General features: G+C 41.5%; 15 protein-coding genes. 7 read left to right on the top strand and 8 right to left on the bottom strand.

What is annotated here, in order from left to right:
- The 5 genes from NSP_RS25825 to NSP_RS01295 form a co-directional block, all read left to right on the top strand.
- The coding region (locus NSP_RS25825; RefSeq protein ID WP_044482717.1) for a hypothetical protein at positions 1-1,031 on the top strand (1,031 nt) is incomplete at its 5' end.
- Positions 1,018-1,320, top strand: a complete 303-nt coding sequence (locus NSP_RS01310) for a hypothetical protein (protein WP_006197915.1) — start codon at positions 1,018-1,020, stop codon at positions 1,318-1,320. The genes NSP_RS25825 and NSP_RS01310, both read left to right, overlap by 14 nt.
- 480 nt (positions 1,321-1,800) lie before the next feature.
- On the top strand, positions 1,801-1,956 hold the full coding sequence (locus tag NSP_RS24640) for a hypothetical protein (protein WP_410175084.1): 156 nt from the start codon (positions 1,801-1,803) through the stop codon (positions 1,954-1,956).
- Between the two features lie 181 nt (positions 1,957-2,137).
- Complete coding sequence (locus tag NSP_RS01305) at positions 2,138-2,395, top strand: hypothetical protein (RefSeq protein ID WP_006197917.1); 258 nt, start codon at positions 2,138-2,140, stop codon at positions 2,393-2,395.
- 717 nt (positions 2,396-3,112) lie between these two features.
- Positions 3,113-3,454, top strand: coding sequence for a helix-turn-helix transcriptional regulator (locus NSP_RS01295; protein WP_017803727.1), 342 nt, complete (start codon positions 3,113-3,115; stop codon positions 3,452-3,454).
- An 11-nt stretch (positions 3,455-3,465) separates the two neighbouring features.
- Here the strand turns inward: NSP_RS01295 and NSP_RS01290 are convergent, their stop codons facing one another.
- Positions 3,466-4,170, bottom strand: a complete 705-nt coding sequence (locus NSP_RS01290; protein WP_006197919.1) for a polysaccharide deacetylase family protein — start codon at positions 4,168-4,170, stop codon at positions 3,466-3,468.
- Positions 4,171-4,304: 134 nt separating this feature from the next.
- Between NSP_RS01290 and NSP_RS01285 the strand changes: the two genes are divergently transcribed.
- Positions 4,305-5,414, top strand: coding sequence for an acyltransferase family protein (locus NSP_RS01285; protein WP_006197920.1), 1,110 nt, complete (start codon positions 4,305-4,307; stop codon positions 5,412-5,414).
- A gap of 36 nt (positions 5,415-5,450) precedes the next feature.
- Here the strand turns inward: NSP_RS01285 and NSP_RS01280 are convergent, their stop codons facing one another.
- From NSP_RS01280 to NSP_RS01265, 4 genes are all read right to left on the bottom strand, one after another.
- Positions 5,451-6,032 carry a Uma2 family endonuclease gene (locus tag NSP_RS01280; RefSeq protein ID WP_017803726.1) on the bottom strand — a complete coding sequence of 194 codons (582 nt, stop codon included), beginning with the start codon at positions 6,030-6,032 and terminating at the stop codon, positions 5,451-5,453.
- Between the two features lie 184 nt (positions 6,033-6,216).
- Positions 6,217-7,251 (bottom strand): GTPase ObgE, encoded by a 1,035-nt coding sequence (gene obgE / locus NSP_RS01275; RefSeq protein ID WP_006197922.1) that lies wholly within the window; start codon positions 7,249-7,251, stop codon positions 6,217-6,219.
- A gap of 45 nt (positions 7,252-7,296) precedes the next feature.
- Complete coding sequence (locus tag NSP_RS01270; RefSeq protein WP_006197923.1) at positions 7,297-7,668, bottom strand: four helix bundle protein; 372 nt, start codon at positions 7,666-7,668, stop codon at positions 7,297-7,299.
- Positions 7,669-7,721: 53 nt separating this feature from the next.
- Positions 7,722-8,390: a Mo-dependent nitrogenase C-terminal domain-containing protein gene (locus NSP_RS01265; RefSeq protein ID WP_006197924.1), complete on the bottom strand. Its 669-nt coding sequence runs from the start codon at positions 8,388-8,390 to the stop codon at positions 7,722-7,724.
- 444 nt (positions 8,391-8,834) lie between these two features.
- On the opposite strand from NSP_RS01265, the gene NSP_RS01260 reads away from it, so the two are divergent.
- Positions 8,835-9,938: a hypothetical protein gene (locus tag NSP_RS01260; RefSeq protein ID WP_006197925.1), complete on the top strand. Its 1,104-nt coding sequence runs from the start codon at positions 8,835-8,837 to the stop codon at positions 9,936-9,938.
- Between the two features lie 113 nt (positions 9,939-10,051).
- Here the strand turns inward: NSP_RS01260 and NSP_RS01255 are convergent, their stop codons facing one another.
- The 3 genes from NSP_RS01255 to NSP_RS01245 form a co-directional block, all read right to left on the bottom strand.
- Positions 10,052-10,762, bottom strand: coding sequence for a serine/threonine-protein kinase (locus NSP_RS01255; RefSeq protein ID WP_006197926.1), 711 nt, complete (start codon positions 10,760-10,762; stop codon positions 10,052-10,054).
- A gap of 311 nt (positions 10,763-11,073) precedes the next feature.
- Positions 11,074-12,921, bottom strand: coding sequence for a peptidoglycan D,D-transpeptidase FtsI family protein (locus NSP_RS01250; RefSeq protein WP_173403247.1), 1,848 nt, complete (start codon positions 12,919-12,921; stop codon positions 11,074-11,076).
- A gap of 349 nt (positions 12,922-13,270) precedes the next feature.
- Positions 13,271-13,960 carry a hypothetical protein gene (locus NSP_RS01245; RefSeq protein ID WP_006197929.1) on the bottom strand — a complete coding sequence of 230 codons (690 nt, stop codon included), beginning with the start codon at positions 13,958-13,960 and terminating at the stop codon, positions 13,271-13,273.
- Positions 13,961-14,666 lie beyond the last annotated feature (706 nt).

Below are 14,666 nucleotides of genomic sequence, written 5' to 3'. Positions count from 1 at the left end.
ACTACCTCACCTTTGCCAATGACCATGATGTAGCCTCACCTGATAGTAATGGTCAGTTCCGCAATATCCAACTCTACGAGAATCAGAATAACAACCTCAGCGTCAATATCAACGGTAGTAGCAACGAATACGCTCTTTCCGCCGCCTCCCAAGATGTCACAGATGAATACGTTATCTCTGCTGATAAAACTCAACTAGGACTATCCGGTAACACCTGGAAAAAACTGGACATTGGTAATTACAATATTACCAACAACACCATCCTGGAATTTGAATTCCAAAGCAGCAAACGAGGAGAAATTCACGGAATTGGTTTTGATACTGACAATGATGTCATCAATAACCCCCAAAACTTATTCCAACTTAGTGGAACTCAAAATTGGGGACTGAATAACTTTAAAAACTATAGCACTGGTTCTGGTTGGCAATCTTACAGTATTACCGTAGGAGATTACTTCACGGGCAATTTCAACTATCTCACCTTTGCCAATGACCATGATGTAGCCTCACCTGATAGTAATGGTCAGTTCCGCAACATCCAACTCTACGAGAATCAGAATAACAACCTCAGCGTCAATATCAACGGTAGTAGCAACGAATACGCTCTTTCCGCCGCCTCCCAAGATGTCACAGATGAATACGTTATCTCTGCTGATAAAACTCAACTAGGACTATCCGGTAACACCTGGAAAAAACTGGACATTGGTAATTACAATATTACCAACAACACCATCCTGGAATTTGAATTCCAAAGCAGCAAACGAGGAGAAATTCACGGTATTGGTTTTGATACTGACAATGATGTCATCAATAACCCTGGAAACTTATTCCAACTTAGTGGAACTCAAAATTGGGGACTCGATGACTTTAAAAACTATAGCACTGGTTCTGGTTGGCAATCTTACAGTATTACCGTAGGAGATTACTTCACGGGCAATTTCAACTATCTCACCTTTGCCAATGACCATGATGTACTTAATCCTGATAGTAATGGTCAGTTCCGCAATATCCAACTTAATGAGGCATTATGATGTTAGTCCAGATTATATTCTGGGTGGATACATACCCTCTTGGCGAATTGATAGCAATACTAACCCAGAGGAAATTCCGGTTAATAAACTCACCCATTTGTTCTACGCTTTTGCAGATGTAGATCCAGACGGTAACGTTAGTCTATATGCAGATGGACTCAATGGAGATACTGATTACGTTAAACAGCAGGGAATTGGTGGTGCGTTCTTCTGGGAAATCACAGGTGATTTGCCCATCACTCATCCTGATTCCTTAATCAGTGCTGCTGCTACAAACTTGGGCATTTAGTATTTGAATATTCCCCTAGCTACGGTTATGACTAAAGCTGGGGGATTCTGAGAATTACAACTAACTCTTTAGAAGCCTGTGAAACTTGCACGCAAGGGGCAAAAATCTTGATACTGTAGAAAGTATTTCTGAAGATTGTAATCAATGCGTGAAGATTTACAGTATAATCGCTTTGATATAGTGCTGGCTAAGTAACTTTTCTCACACCAAAGTTAATAATAACTTTTTGCGGATCTCTCTAAAGATTCTTGTAAGACTACACAAGTCTCTATCAGAATCAATATTAAAGATTTTCGTTTTTTTAACAGTTTTGCGTAATTCCCCATCCTCAGCGTCAGCAGAGTGGGGATGTAAGCAAGTCAAAAACAAAACGTTCTCAAGATTGTTTTTTACTGCAAGTAAAAGAATCTTGAGGACAGTTGAGTTTTTGACAACTCTAATTTTATAAGATAGGCAAATTTTGCAAAGGTGTGATTGATTATGGCGTTACGTAGAGCAACTTTCCGACTATATCCTCATAAACAAGTCAGTGAAATGTTGTCCTACCATCGCCAACTTCACAAAGATTTGTATAACGCCGCCGTATCTAACCGCATTACTTCATATAAAAAGTTTGGTAAGCCTGTTTCTTATTAGACGTGGATGATTCTAGCTCTACTTCAAACACCAGTAAGCGTAAGCAAGCTGGAAGTATGAAGCAACTAGGTCGTAGGAAACGTCAAAAATCTCGACTTACTGATGGGGATGTAGAAACCCCATCTTCAACGAAGTAAGATGGGGTAGTTCATTGTCCAGTTTTCCAACCCTTGAATTTAACATGAAACTAATCAAAAAATCTGAAAAGCTTCTCCTCGATAAAATCAAGCTCATGGAGGAAGCCGAAGAACAAAGTCCTCCAGCAGAAACTCCTAATATTCCAGAACCGATAGTTGAGGACTATGAAGAATATCTAGAAAATGGAGAAATTAACTATATTCCTTTACGGACTCATCCCATTATCCAATCTGTGGGTAACTCCGGTTGGCAAGTTTCCGATATTTGGAAGGATGTCAGAGTAGATAATTTCTCTAGTTGATAGTGAACCCTTGTAGAGACGTTCCATGTAACGTCTCTAAATTCTTTGTTGAAGATATATATTGTATCTTTTAAAACTTTGCTTATATCATGTTCGCATAATTAGTTATAATTCCCACAGTCATTGCACCCCACTCCTTAATCCCCTCCCCGCAGGCGGGGCTACGGTGTACACACAAGTGATCTGATCCCCCTAAATCCCCCTTCTCAAGGGGGACTTTAAGCAATTTTCCCCCCTTCTCAAGGAACCACGGTGTACACACAAGTGATCTGATCCCCCTAAATCCCCCTTCTCAAGGGGGACTTTAAGCAATTTCCCCCCCTTCTCAAGGAACCACGGTGTACACACAAGTGATCTGATCCCCCTAAATCCCCCTTCTCAAGGGGGACTTTAAGCAATTTCCCCCCCTTCTCAAGGAACCACGGTGTACACACAAGTGATCTGATCCCCCTAAATCCCCCTTCTCAAGGGGGACTTTAAGCAATTTTCCCCCCTTCTCAAGGGGGGTTAGGGGGGATCGAAACGCTGTTAGGCAACTTGATAAGACTTGTGTGTACACGGTAGGCCTGCGGGGTGGGGTTCTTGGGTTTTAATAAGTATGGAAAAGGGAAATTCTCAGTATGTGGAGTGGAAACGAAAGTTTTTTAGTCATTTTCTAGGTTTTGGTATTTTTGTGATATAATATACGACTATAGATAAAATAAAAGTGCTGTAGCTGTGAAACACAAGCCAAAACCAAGGATCGCTTTGCTTCGTGAAAAAGCAGGGCTAACCCAGCTTGAACTGTCGCGTCTTGTAGGCGTGACTGAAAGCACTATCCAAAATTGGGAAAGTGGTAGAACTGGGACTGACCATATTGAAAGAATTATTAGGTTTTGCAAGGCTTTGAATTGCCAAGTGCAAGACCTAATTGAAGATATGAGTGAGTTATCAGAAAAGCCTGTAGATGAACCAGTTTCCTTAAGTGACATACACAATTTGTTGGGAACTGAGAACTCAGCCATCATGAGCAATTCTGAGACTCAAGTTTCTGAAGAGGAAAAAGCGAAGCGTGGATAATTCGTAGTACATCATTCAGCATGACTGGCTGTGAAATGATGCTTGGTTTGATTTTGTTGCCAAAGACTATCAACAGTCACAAATTCATAGCCTTGCTCTAGTAATTGTGGAATTAGTATCTTGATTGTGGCAGCAACATCTTGTCCACCACAAGTACCATCATGCAAAACAATTAGTGAACCGTTCTCCACTTGTTTGAGAACTCGTTGGACGACAGTAGTTACCCCCGGTCTTACCCAGTCTTCTGGTACAACACTCCACATGACGGGGCGGTAATTCCACTTAAGAAATAATTTTAAGGTTTGGGGTGTAAATAAACCGTTGGGGGGTCGCACGTCGCATACTTGTTCGGGTGTCAAGTCACAAGCATTGTAAATTGCAGCTTGAGTTTTTGCTAAACTGTTTTGCAGGTCATTTGGCGAAAGTGTGGGAAAAGAGCGATGATCGTAACCATGTAATCCTATCCAGTGTCCGCGATCGCATATCGCTTTGGCAATACCTGGGTAACGGTTGACGCAAGCACCCAACCAAAAAAAACTCGCATTAATATTATAACGCTCTAATACAGCCAATACTTGGGGTGTGTATTCCGGGTGGGGTCCATCATCAAACGTGAGTGCGATCGCCTTATTATAACCATTACCACTCCAAAGACAATGAGGAAAACTCGGTTGGAGAATGCGATAAAAAAACGGGAACAGTGGCGCTAGCTGCATCTTAAGTTTTTTGTAGCTTGTATTAGTCTAACGTTTAAAAAAATTAAGATATTTATAGATTAGCCAAGATAAGCGCATTTAAATGGTATTTACAAAAGGATTTAGGAAAATTAATTAAATATAAAATTCCCTTTATGCGCCTGTCTTCATTAGATGTTTTTCGCGGTATTACCATTGCTGCTATGATTTTAGTCAATATGGCAGGAGTAGCAGGTGAAGTATACCCCCCCTTAGCTCATGCAGATTGGCACGGTTGCACACCCACAGACTTAGTATTTCCCTTCTTTTTGTTTATTGTCGGTGTGGCAATGTCCTTTTCCTTATCAAAGTATACCGAAAAAGGTTACTCGCGGATATTCCGCCGCGCCGCCATATTATTTGCTTTGGGGTTGCTACTTAATGGCTTTTGGAATCAGGGAATTTGGACTTTTGATTTAAGTAAAATCCGCATCATGGGAGTATTACAGCGTATCAGTTTAGCATACCTGTTGGCTTCTTTAGCAGTCCTCAACCTACCACGCAAAGGACAATGGATACTAGCAGGTGTATTACTCATAGGCTATTGGCTAACCATGATGTATGTCCCAGTTCCCGAATATGGCGCGGGTGTACTGACACGAGAAGGTAACTTTGGCGCTTATATCGACCGTTTAATTATTCCCCAAGTCCACTTATATGCAGGTGATGGGTATCAAAACTTGGGAGATCCAGAGGGATTATTTAGCACCATTCCCGCCGTTGTCAATGTTTTAGCTGGCTACTTTACAGGGCAATGGATACGCAATCAGCCCGTAAAAACACGCACAAGCATAGGGTTAGGATTATTTGGGATTGGTTGCTTAATTATAGGTTGGGCGTGGGGGTGGATATTCCCCATCAACAAAAAACTGTGGACAAGTTCCTATGTAGTCTTCAGCAATGGTTGGGCGTTACTATTGCTAGCAGCTTGCTATGAACTCATCGAAGTGCGACAGATACGGCGCTGGAGTAAGGCTTTTGAAATAATGGGATTAAATGCGATCGCCCTCTTCACAGCATCCATTTTATTAATTAAAATCTTAGTCAGAACCAAAATCGGCACAGGTGAAACCGCCATCAGCACCTACAACTGGATTTACCAAAACATTTTCGCATCGTGGGCGGGTACTCTCAACGGTTCATTCTTATTCGCCCTAGTAACCCTCTTATTCTGGTTAGCAATAGCTTATCTCATGTATCGCCAAAACTGGTTTCTCAAAGTCTAACCTCTGCGACTGGTGCGCCTCTGCGTGAAATCCATCTTACTCCTCCACACTAAAATCCACCTGGTCATAAATATCCGCCAACAAAACTTGACAAGGAACAGCAGCTAAATTTAAAGTCACATCCCCATCATCATATTCAGAAAAAATCCATTTATTATTATCAGTCTTGCAGTAATGCTCAACGTGCATAGTATACTGGTCAATCAGAATATACTCACAAAAGCTGCTAATTGTGCGATAAGCAGCAAACTTTTCATCGCGGTCATAACTTTTAGTAGACTTTGATAACACCTCAGCAATCATCACTGGGTTGACAAGAGTATCTTTTCTACCTTCTTGATATTCCAAAGGAGTTTGCACAACCATAACATCAGGATAAGTGTAAATGCGCCTTTTAGGTATCCATAGGCGTTGGTCTGTAATAAAAACTCGATAAGGTTGACGCTTGAGCAGAAAATTTAGCGTCCCACTTAAATTAAGAGCAAGTTGGTTGTGATTGGGTGTTCCGCCTGTCATGGGGATAATTTGACCATCAATATATTCGTGGCGTATTTCTGAATTTACTTCTAGTTCTAGGTATTCTTCAGGCGAATAATAGCGTTGTTCTTGTAATTGCATAATCATTATTCTCCTTGTAATAGAAAGCTGGAAAAACTAGATTGGCTGGCTACGCTTATTTATTTCTCTTATCACAGAGCTAAACTGCGAGAAGTTCCAGAGATCCTGGAACCCTCAAAATAAATATCTGAATTAGCATAAATCCAGTCTTTACAGTTTTAGCCAGTCAACTAATTTTCTTTACTTACCGCAAAACCTCCACTTCTTTTTCTTCAGCCGCATTCATTTGGTCAAGAATTCCCCAAAGTTCCTGTAACATTGGTTCTAAACCTGTGCGGGTAACTGCTGAAATCAAGAAAACAGGAGACAGAGAAAGGTGATTAAGTTCAGTAGCTAAAGCTTCTAAATCCACTGTTTCCCTATCAACCGCATCAATTTTATTCAGCACCAAAATTTGCGGACGCTTGGCTAAACCTCGTCCATAGGCTTGTAACTCCTGCTTAATTGTCTTGTATTCACCAATCACATCTTCGCTAGTCGCATCAATGAGGTGTAACAAAACCTTTGTGCGTTCAATGTGACGTAAAAAATCGTATCCCAAACCCGCACCGTGAGAAGCACCTTCAATCAAACCGGGAATATCAGCAAAAACAGTACCATCCCCAGTGGGTTTTCTGACTACACCCAAATTAGGAATCAGAGTTGTAAAAGGATAGTCAGCAATTTTAGGACGTGCGGCTGATAGAGAAGAAATTAGTGTAGATTTACCAGCATTTGGTAAGCCAATAATTCCAACTTCCGCCAAAAGTTTCAATTCTAAACGCAGTACCAACATTTCTCCGGGAAGTCCAGGTAAAGCATATTCGGGGGCGCGGTTACGGTTACTCAAGAAATGCTGGTTTCCTAATCCACCTTTTCCGCCTTCAGCTACCCGAAAACGTTGTCCAGGTTCAACCAAATCGCATAGTAAAGCCCCTGTACTTCCATCATAAACAGACGTACCGCAGGGAATTTCGACGATTAAATCCTTACCATTAGCGCCGGTGCAGTTATTTGGTCCACCACGTCCACCATTATCGGCTTTAAAAAGATGCTTGTATCTGAAGTCCAGCAAAGTTTGCAAGTTGGTATCAACTACAAAAATTACTGAACCTCCTCGTCCCCCATTTCCACCAGAGGGACCGCCTGCTGGTACGTATTTCTCACGTCGGAAGGCGACGATACCATCGCCACCTTTACCAGCTTCAACTTCTATGAGTGCTTGGTCAATAAATTGCATAATTTAGTCATTAGTCATTGGTCATTGGTCATTAGTCATTAGTCATTAGTCATCTGGAACGTTACCAATTGATTTCAGGTATGCGTTTAATTGGGGTGCTAGTTCATTGATGGTTAGCTTTAATGCATCTATTTGTTCATTAGTTAGCAGCTTACGGTGATATGCTCGTCTGAGCCAGTGCTGAGTTTCGTACAAAGACCCCCTAGCTATTTTGACGAAACGACGATTATCTTGATAACTTCCTCTTCCTACACCTTCTGCTATATTCGCACCAATGCTATCTGCTGAACGGATTATTTGTTTACCCAGTGTACCTTGTGCAAGTGGCTGCCAATTATTAACAATTTTCCAGATGTCGTCAGCTAATTTTTCAGATAATTGATAAACCCGTAATTCTTGAAACCTCCTACTTGACATTATCCTACCTAACTAATGCTAATGACCAATGACCAATGACCAATGACCAATGACTAGATATATGGCGAAATATCCTCACCACATTCATCTGCTAAATAGGAGAGGGCGCGAAAACGTAAACCCACCAGTTGCTCATACAGTGGGTTGATTTGACACAATGGTGGAATGTGAACAATTTTGCGTCCAAATAAAGTGATATCCCGCTCAAAAGGACACTGAGAAGGAATCATTTTGCATAAGAAACGGGCTACTCTAGGATCATGGATTTCTAGCCCGTCTAGCCAGTCACGCAGGGGATAAAGTACATCATGTGGAGGCGCTTCCGGTGGTGCTAGGGTGGAAATCTGCTCTGCTGGTGCTAGGGTATGGCGTAAGGATTCTAGGATGTCTTGTGGCTGTTCCAAAGCCGTGTATAACTGCTGCATTACTTGATCTTCGCTGGGGGAATATGTACCATTAGCGATCGCCACCATCACAGCTGTACGAGTAAAATTTTCGGCTGCTGCTGTTCTTTTACCCAACTTTGCAGCTAATTCCTCTGGTGTAATTATCTCTAATGAATCCAACTCAACCCCTAGAGCTAATTCATCCTTAGTCAGACTGGTAATTAATTGCTGTTCTTCAGGATCAAAGTTACCATCAGCCCAAGCAATTGTCAGCAGACCACGTAACCAAGCGGTAATTTGTTCACTACTGTAAGGAGATTTCACGGCACTTGTCATAGTCACGCCTCAAATTTTCCTTGCTCAATACTAATCTACTTTACATAATGATACACAGTAATTGTGCGACTTGTCAGTGCTTTAGCGCAGGCTCCCGTCGGTATCGCCTTGTAGCCATCTCCATCAGGCTAGTTTCGCAAATTGTATAAATATATCTAAAATTTATCTTGATAATTTTTCTAGTTAAACTAAAACATAGTCAGTTAATTTGTGCAATAAATGTGTTTGACAAGAAATCTACACTTAACCTCATAATTCATCTCTGCTAATTTAAACCAGCATCAACCCAGAATGACAAACTCGAAATTAACATAAAATTTTAGTGCAACTGACTACAAATTTGATAAATTAATTAATGCGAAAGTATCTCAGATAGAGTCCTACAGGAGACGCAAGTAGCATTAGTTTAACTACACAACCCTAATTACTGGTCATTAACTATACATGAAATTTTATTTTGGCATTGAGCATGAAGTCGCTTTCCTGAACCAAGAAGGAAAATTTGCTGATTTTTCCCAAACTAAATTCGCTGACTTTGATCAAATTGTGGAAAAACTACCTACATACCCCAACGATTATGCCCAATTACGCGTTGGTGATGCTGGTATTAGACAAAAAAGATGGTATATTGAAGGATTTGAAAGATTTGCTGATTCTGACAAAGTAATTGACTGTTTACCTAAAGGTATCGAAATCAGAACCACTATCCACTCTGATATTCAAGGCGCTTTAACTGAATTATCAGAAAGTTTCCACCTCCTGCGCGAAGTGGCGACTGGCTACGGTTTTTCACCAGTTTTAACTAGCTTTAACCCCCATAAAACTGTATTTGAGCCTCAACCCCCTTTAAATGATTATGAACTCAAACAGTTACAGACTTATCCTGATGAACGCACTGCTAATATTTACATGGTGACTTATGGTCCAGATTTAAATATTTCAGTAGCAGATTTACCAATTGAAAATGTAATTGATATTGGCAAAAAACTGACTTATTATAGTCCCTATATCGTTCCTTTTAGTTATAGTTCTCCTTTTTATAATGGGGGATTATGGGATGGTTTATCAGTACGAACTTTTGTCAGAACGGGAAAAAGATCCGCAGCGCTAGTGTTTGTGGAGAACCAGGAACAATTAATTAAAAGCATCCCTTCATTAACAAAAATTGCCCGCATTCCGGCTGAAGTCGGACGCATTGAATTTAAAGCTTGTGATAGTTGTGATGATTTTTCTATGTATGGGGCTTTATTGGCATTATTGAAAGGTTTGATATTAGATAAAACTTTACAAGGTAGAGCAACTATACCTGACCCAAATTTACATCAAATTTCGGCAAAAGAAGGCTTTGATAATGTAGATATTTTTGCTAATGCTGCCAAGCTTTTACAAGTAGCTGAAATTTCTCTGGGCGATGATTCAGATGTGCATTTATTAACGCCATTAAAAGATATGCTAGCAAAGCGCAGAACGAAATCTCATGAACTAATAGAGGCTTACCAACGTGTAGGTGCAATAGAAGAAGCACTCAAACAGACTTACCCAGAATAGTACATCCTAGTACCGCAAGGCGGAAGTCAAAAGTCAACAGTCAAAAGTCAAAAGTCTGACTTTATAGGCTTTTGATTGATTTTAAATGGTTGTCCTATTTACGCCGTACTGTACTAGTCTGATCTTTGACTATTTACTCTAAACTTCAGTAATCTGAGGATTAATTGACCACAGGAAGTTTTGAGAGAACGTCCTAGACGATAACATTTGCGGATCATATTTAAGGCAGGATATGGCACGCGCAGACGTAGTGGGTACAATAAAGGGAGATATAACCAGTAATAAGCCTTTTTCAGGTCGTCCCACTTTAAGCAGGGTTCTACATGGAGAAAATCTGATATATCTACAACTAATCCTCTACCTTGGTACATCATGACATTACGACCGTGGACATCATGAGGGTGGAGTCCGTTGTTTCGGGCATATTCCAGAGCTTCATCGATGTCCCGTATGACTTGTTTGGGAATAGGTAAACCCAAGTGCATACAATCGTAGAGAGTCTTTCCATAAAGGCGTTTCAAGACTAAAAAGTCATCTTTAGCATAGAAACACTCAGAGAAAGCTGGATGAGAACCTAGACGACGGTAAACTTCTACTTCCTCTTCATAGCCTGGCCGTCCTGGGGCATAAATTTTGACTACAGAATCAGGGTAATCAGGGTGATAGACTACTGCGGCATAATTTCCTGTACCAAGCAACTGCCAAGGTTGTGGAAGATAGCTAACTTTGATGGGATTATGGGGATTGACACTTTCAATTTGTAAGCTAGGCAGTAGTTGCTGATAAATACTTTCAACCAGCTGCTTTAGGGGCAATTTGTCCATATCGGATAAGTATTGGGAATAATGCTATTTTGTCATATGCGAAACTTGCTATATACAGGAATCCGGTTTTATTTATCAAAAAAATCAAGTCTTATAATGTGCCTGAAAATAAAATCTGTAACGCACCATTATTCAGGCTTTGGTGCGTTACTATGGGTCTGTTCAAAGATCAAATAGTAGTCCTATATATTCAGGACTTACGCAACAATTGCCAAAAATGTTGATTTATCTAACCGCCAAGTCGCCCGCGCGCAGCGATGCCCGCAAGGGCTGTAGAACGCCAAGAAAACGTAAATTATGCGTAAGTCCTATTACTGTTTTACTTGAGAGTCTGTCTTGGTTTCCTGACTTGGCCCAATCCGTTCAATGGGAATCAACGCTTCCATCACGGCTTTGACAATGGGTGCGGCGACAGTAGAACCGTAAGCATCTGCTCCTTTTGGCTCATCCGCTACTGCAAAAACTACATAGCGGGGAGATTCTACTGGCAAAATACCCACGAAGCTAGTGATGCGCGCATTGGGGATATAGCCCCCATTAGGACTAGCTTTTTGAGATGTACCTGTTTTACCAGCAATGCGATAACCCGGAATTTGTGCAGGCTCTCCAGTACCTTCTGATACAACAGTTTCCATCATTTCCACAACTGTTTGGGCTGTGGCTGGTGAGAAAATTTGGCGTGGTTTGGGAAGATTGGGCGAATAATGCATCTGCCCTTTGGTATCTACTAACCCTTGGACTACATGGGGTGTAACTAATTTACCACCATTGGCTAAAGCCCCGTGCATTTGCACCAACTGTAACGGTGTCACAGAAAAGCCTTGGCCAAAGGATGTAGTTGCTGCTTCAATGGGCGAACCGAGAAACTCTTTTTGAGCTTTGAGCTGTCCACTAACTTCAAAGGGTAAATCTGTCTCTACATTTTGCCCTAGTCCCAAGCGTTCCAGCCAGTTGTAATAGACTGTTGGTTGCATACGTTGAATGATTCGTACCATGCCAATATTGCTAGAAGTTTGCAGGATTTTGGCAATATTGATGAGTCCATGACTATTGAGACCGGCATTTCTGATGGTGTGTTCACCTATCTGAATAGAACCGGGGTCATTAAACAAATCATCTGCTTTAATGGCACCATTTTCCAGAGCGATCGCCACATTCAACGGCTTGAAAGTCGATCCCGGCTCATAAAGATCAGCCACTGTCCAGTTTTTAAACAGGGAAATATCAGCTTTAGAGTATTCATTGGGGTTATAGGTAGGATAAGAAGTCAGAGCTAGTAAAGAACCATTTGAGGCATCCATGACAATTACCGCCCCACGTTTAGCCTGAAACTTCTCCATCTGTGCTTGTAGAGCAGTCCGGGCGACCCTTTGCAAACGGCTATCAATAGTTAGTTGCAGTCGCAGGTCATCAAAATTTAAAAATCCTTCCGGTGCATGATTTGGCAACAGTCTCCCATTACCCGACCGACTCAGCTCCACTGTCTGCACGGTACGTTCTAATAACTTCTCTTGACTGTATTCCACACCAGCCTGACCACGACGGTCAATATTTACGTAGCCCACAACGTCTGCAACCACATTCTTTTGCGGGTAATATCGGGAATATTTTTGAATCAATTCCAAGCCATTTAAGCGCAATGATCTCACACGGCCAGCATTTACTTCCGGTAGGGCAGAAGCAAGAGTAATTCCACTCTTTTGGCTTTCAAAAGTTTTCACCAACTCAGCAGGGGTTTTGTCCAGTATGGGAGCCAGCCGTTCTGCCATTTGTTGATTAGACCGATTAAACAGCTTAGGATGGACATACAAGGTATATACAGGACGGTCAACCGCTAATACATTGTTACTGCGATCTACCACTAGACGACGAGGAACGAAAGGGCGTAATTTCACCATTTGCTGGTTGCGCGCCTTCTGCGTTAGCTTTGCTCCTTGGATAATCTGCAACTGATACAAATTAATAGCCAACCCCAAGCCTGCGGTCATTAATATGCCCCAGACCACAAATAATCGTGATCTCGTATTTGGTATCTGGTCTTGAGTATTAGAGGTAAACCTAAACTTCTGCATAAACCCTAAACTAGAAGGCTTCCTTCCCTTTCTAAGTCCTGGATTCCGAAAATTTCCCAATTTTAATTTACTCGGTGATTTCTGCATTGACCTGCTCAGTTATCAGTTATCAGTTATCAGTTATCAGTTAAATCCTCCTAGCATTTCTGAGTAGGCTGAGATACTGCGGTAGGGGACAATTGATGAATTCCCCCTACAAAGGTATGTACATGACTCAACAGGGAATAATCGCCATAACTCAAGCTTCGATAACTGTTCACTGTTCTAATATCACATGAGTTCGATAAGCTGGATATGACCCCGCTTCCATTCCTCTCCCCTACAAGGCTACTGTGTACACACAAGTGATATTATCCCCCTAAATCCCCCTTAAAAAGGGGGATTTTCAGAAAATTTCCCCCCTTCTCAAGGGGGGTTAGGTTACGTCGAACTCACGTTAATATCCTAGTGGCGAGGGGGTGTTTTGCTGCGTTTCCAAATTCGGTGGTGTACTGGTGGGTGTGGCTTGAGAACTATAAGATGGAGATGCTGTAGGCAAAAAAATTGTCCTTGCTGGTGTTGGTGACACTAGCCCTGCTGTTTCCTGTTCCGCTTCCTCAGCCATTTTGTTCTTGAGGGTGGCGTTGGTTGTGGTTAACTGCCGTTCCTGAAGTTGCAGGTTTTGCAGCCTGTTATATCCCTGACTCCACAGTTCTTGAGAATATACTGTCCAACCATAAACAAATAGAGTTGCTGACACCAATAAAAACGTCACAACTGAGGAATAACGATGTGAAGTATACAACCGCAGTAACCAAAAAGGTGCTGCCCCAGAAGTAGGCATCACAGGTAGACTACCTTCGGTTGGCTTCAGATTTTTCTGGGTTGTTATGTTTGACTGACTTTTATGCTGGGGTACTGGTTGTTTAGCCACCTCTGGCAATGCGTTAGTGGCAGAGACAGATAATTTCTTTGAAGAACGTCGGTGTCTTTTTGAGGATACTGGCAAAGGTTCATCTGCAAATGTGGATGCACTGCCAACGGTTGATCCTAGGGGCATAGAGCGCCGCTTCCCATTCGATGGGGTAGAATTTCTTCGGAACCAATTACCTGTTGTGGAAACAGCTGATTTACGAACAACAGCCATAAATATTTTTAGGTTTAAAATACTGGGTTTTAGAACGTTTGCCTGTTTTGGCTAAGGTGAGAATCGTGTTCTGCGTCAACATTACACCAAAAACATTACACTTTTTTAACTGTTCTGATAGGTAACTAGACTAATGATGGCATTAGCTGCGTATTGTAATAGTTATAATCAGTAAGCTGCAATATGGCATTTAAAGTATGGCAACACAAGGCAGCAAACGGCAAGACCCTAGGAAAATAAATAATTTTTCATGTGATGTCTTGGTTGTCTACCAAATTTATTAATATACATTCGGCTATCCGGTGACTGTATTCCTCAGCCAGAGAGATTAATCAGTCTACTGCATAATAACTAAACTCCCAAAAATCAACCTAAAGTCTTGCTCTTGAAAATCTCAGTACAAGGCATTTCAAAAATTAGGGACAAATAGGTTATCTTATTCAACAGGCGAATTTTTTTTCTCGCTATTATTTGGTGAAAGAGGAGTTGATTATGAAAACAAAAGTCTTTGGTTTTGTTCTAATGTTAGGGCTGGCTACGGTTTTAGGAGCCTGTGAGCCTGCTCCAGAGCCTAGTGAAGCTCCACCTGCAGCTTCACCTGCAGCTCCTAGTGAGCCAACTGACGGTGCTACCCCTGCTCCTACCCCTGTACCTGAGACCACTCCATAAATTTTCATGGGAGCCATCCCGCCCAAAAAAGGTGATT

The organism is Nodularia spumigena CCY9414, assembly GCF_000340565.2.
In the GTDB taxonomy this organism is placed as follows: Bacteria; Cyanobacteriota; Cyanobacteriia; order Cyanobacteriales; family Nostocaceae; genus Nodularia; species Nodularia spumigena.
This window is presented reverse-complemented; position numbering and strand designations above follow the sequence as displayed.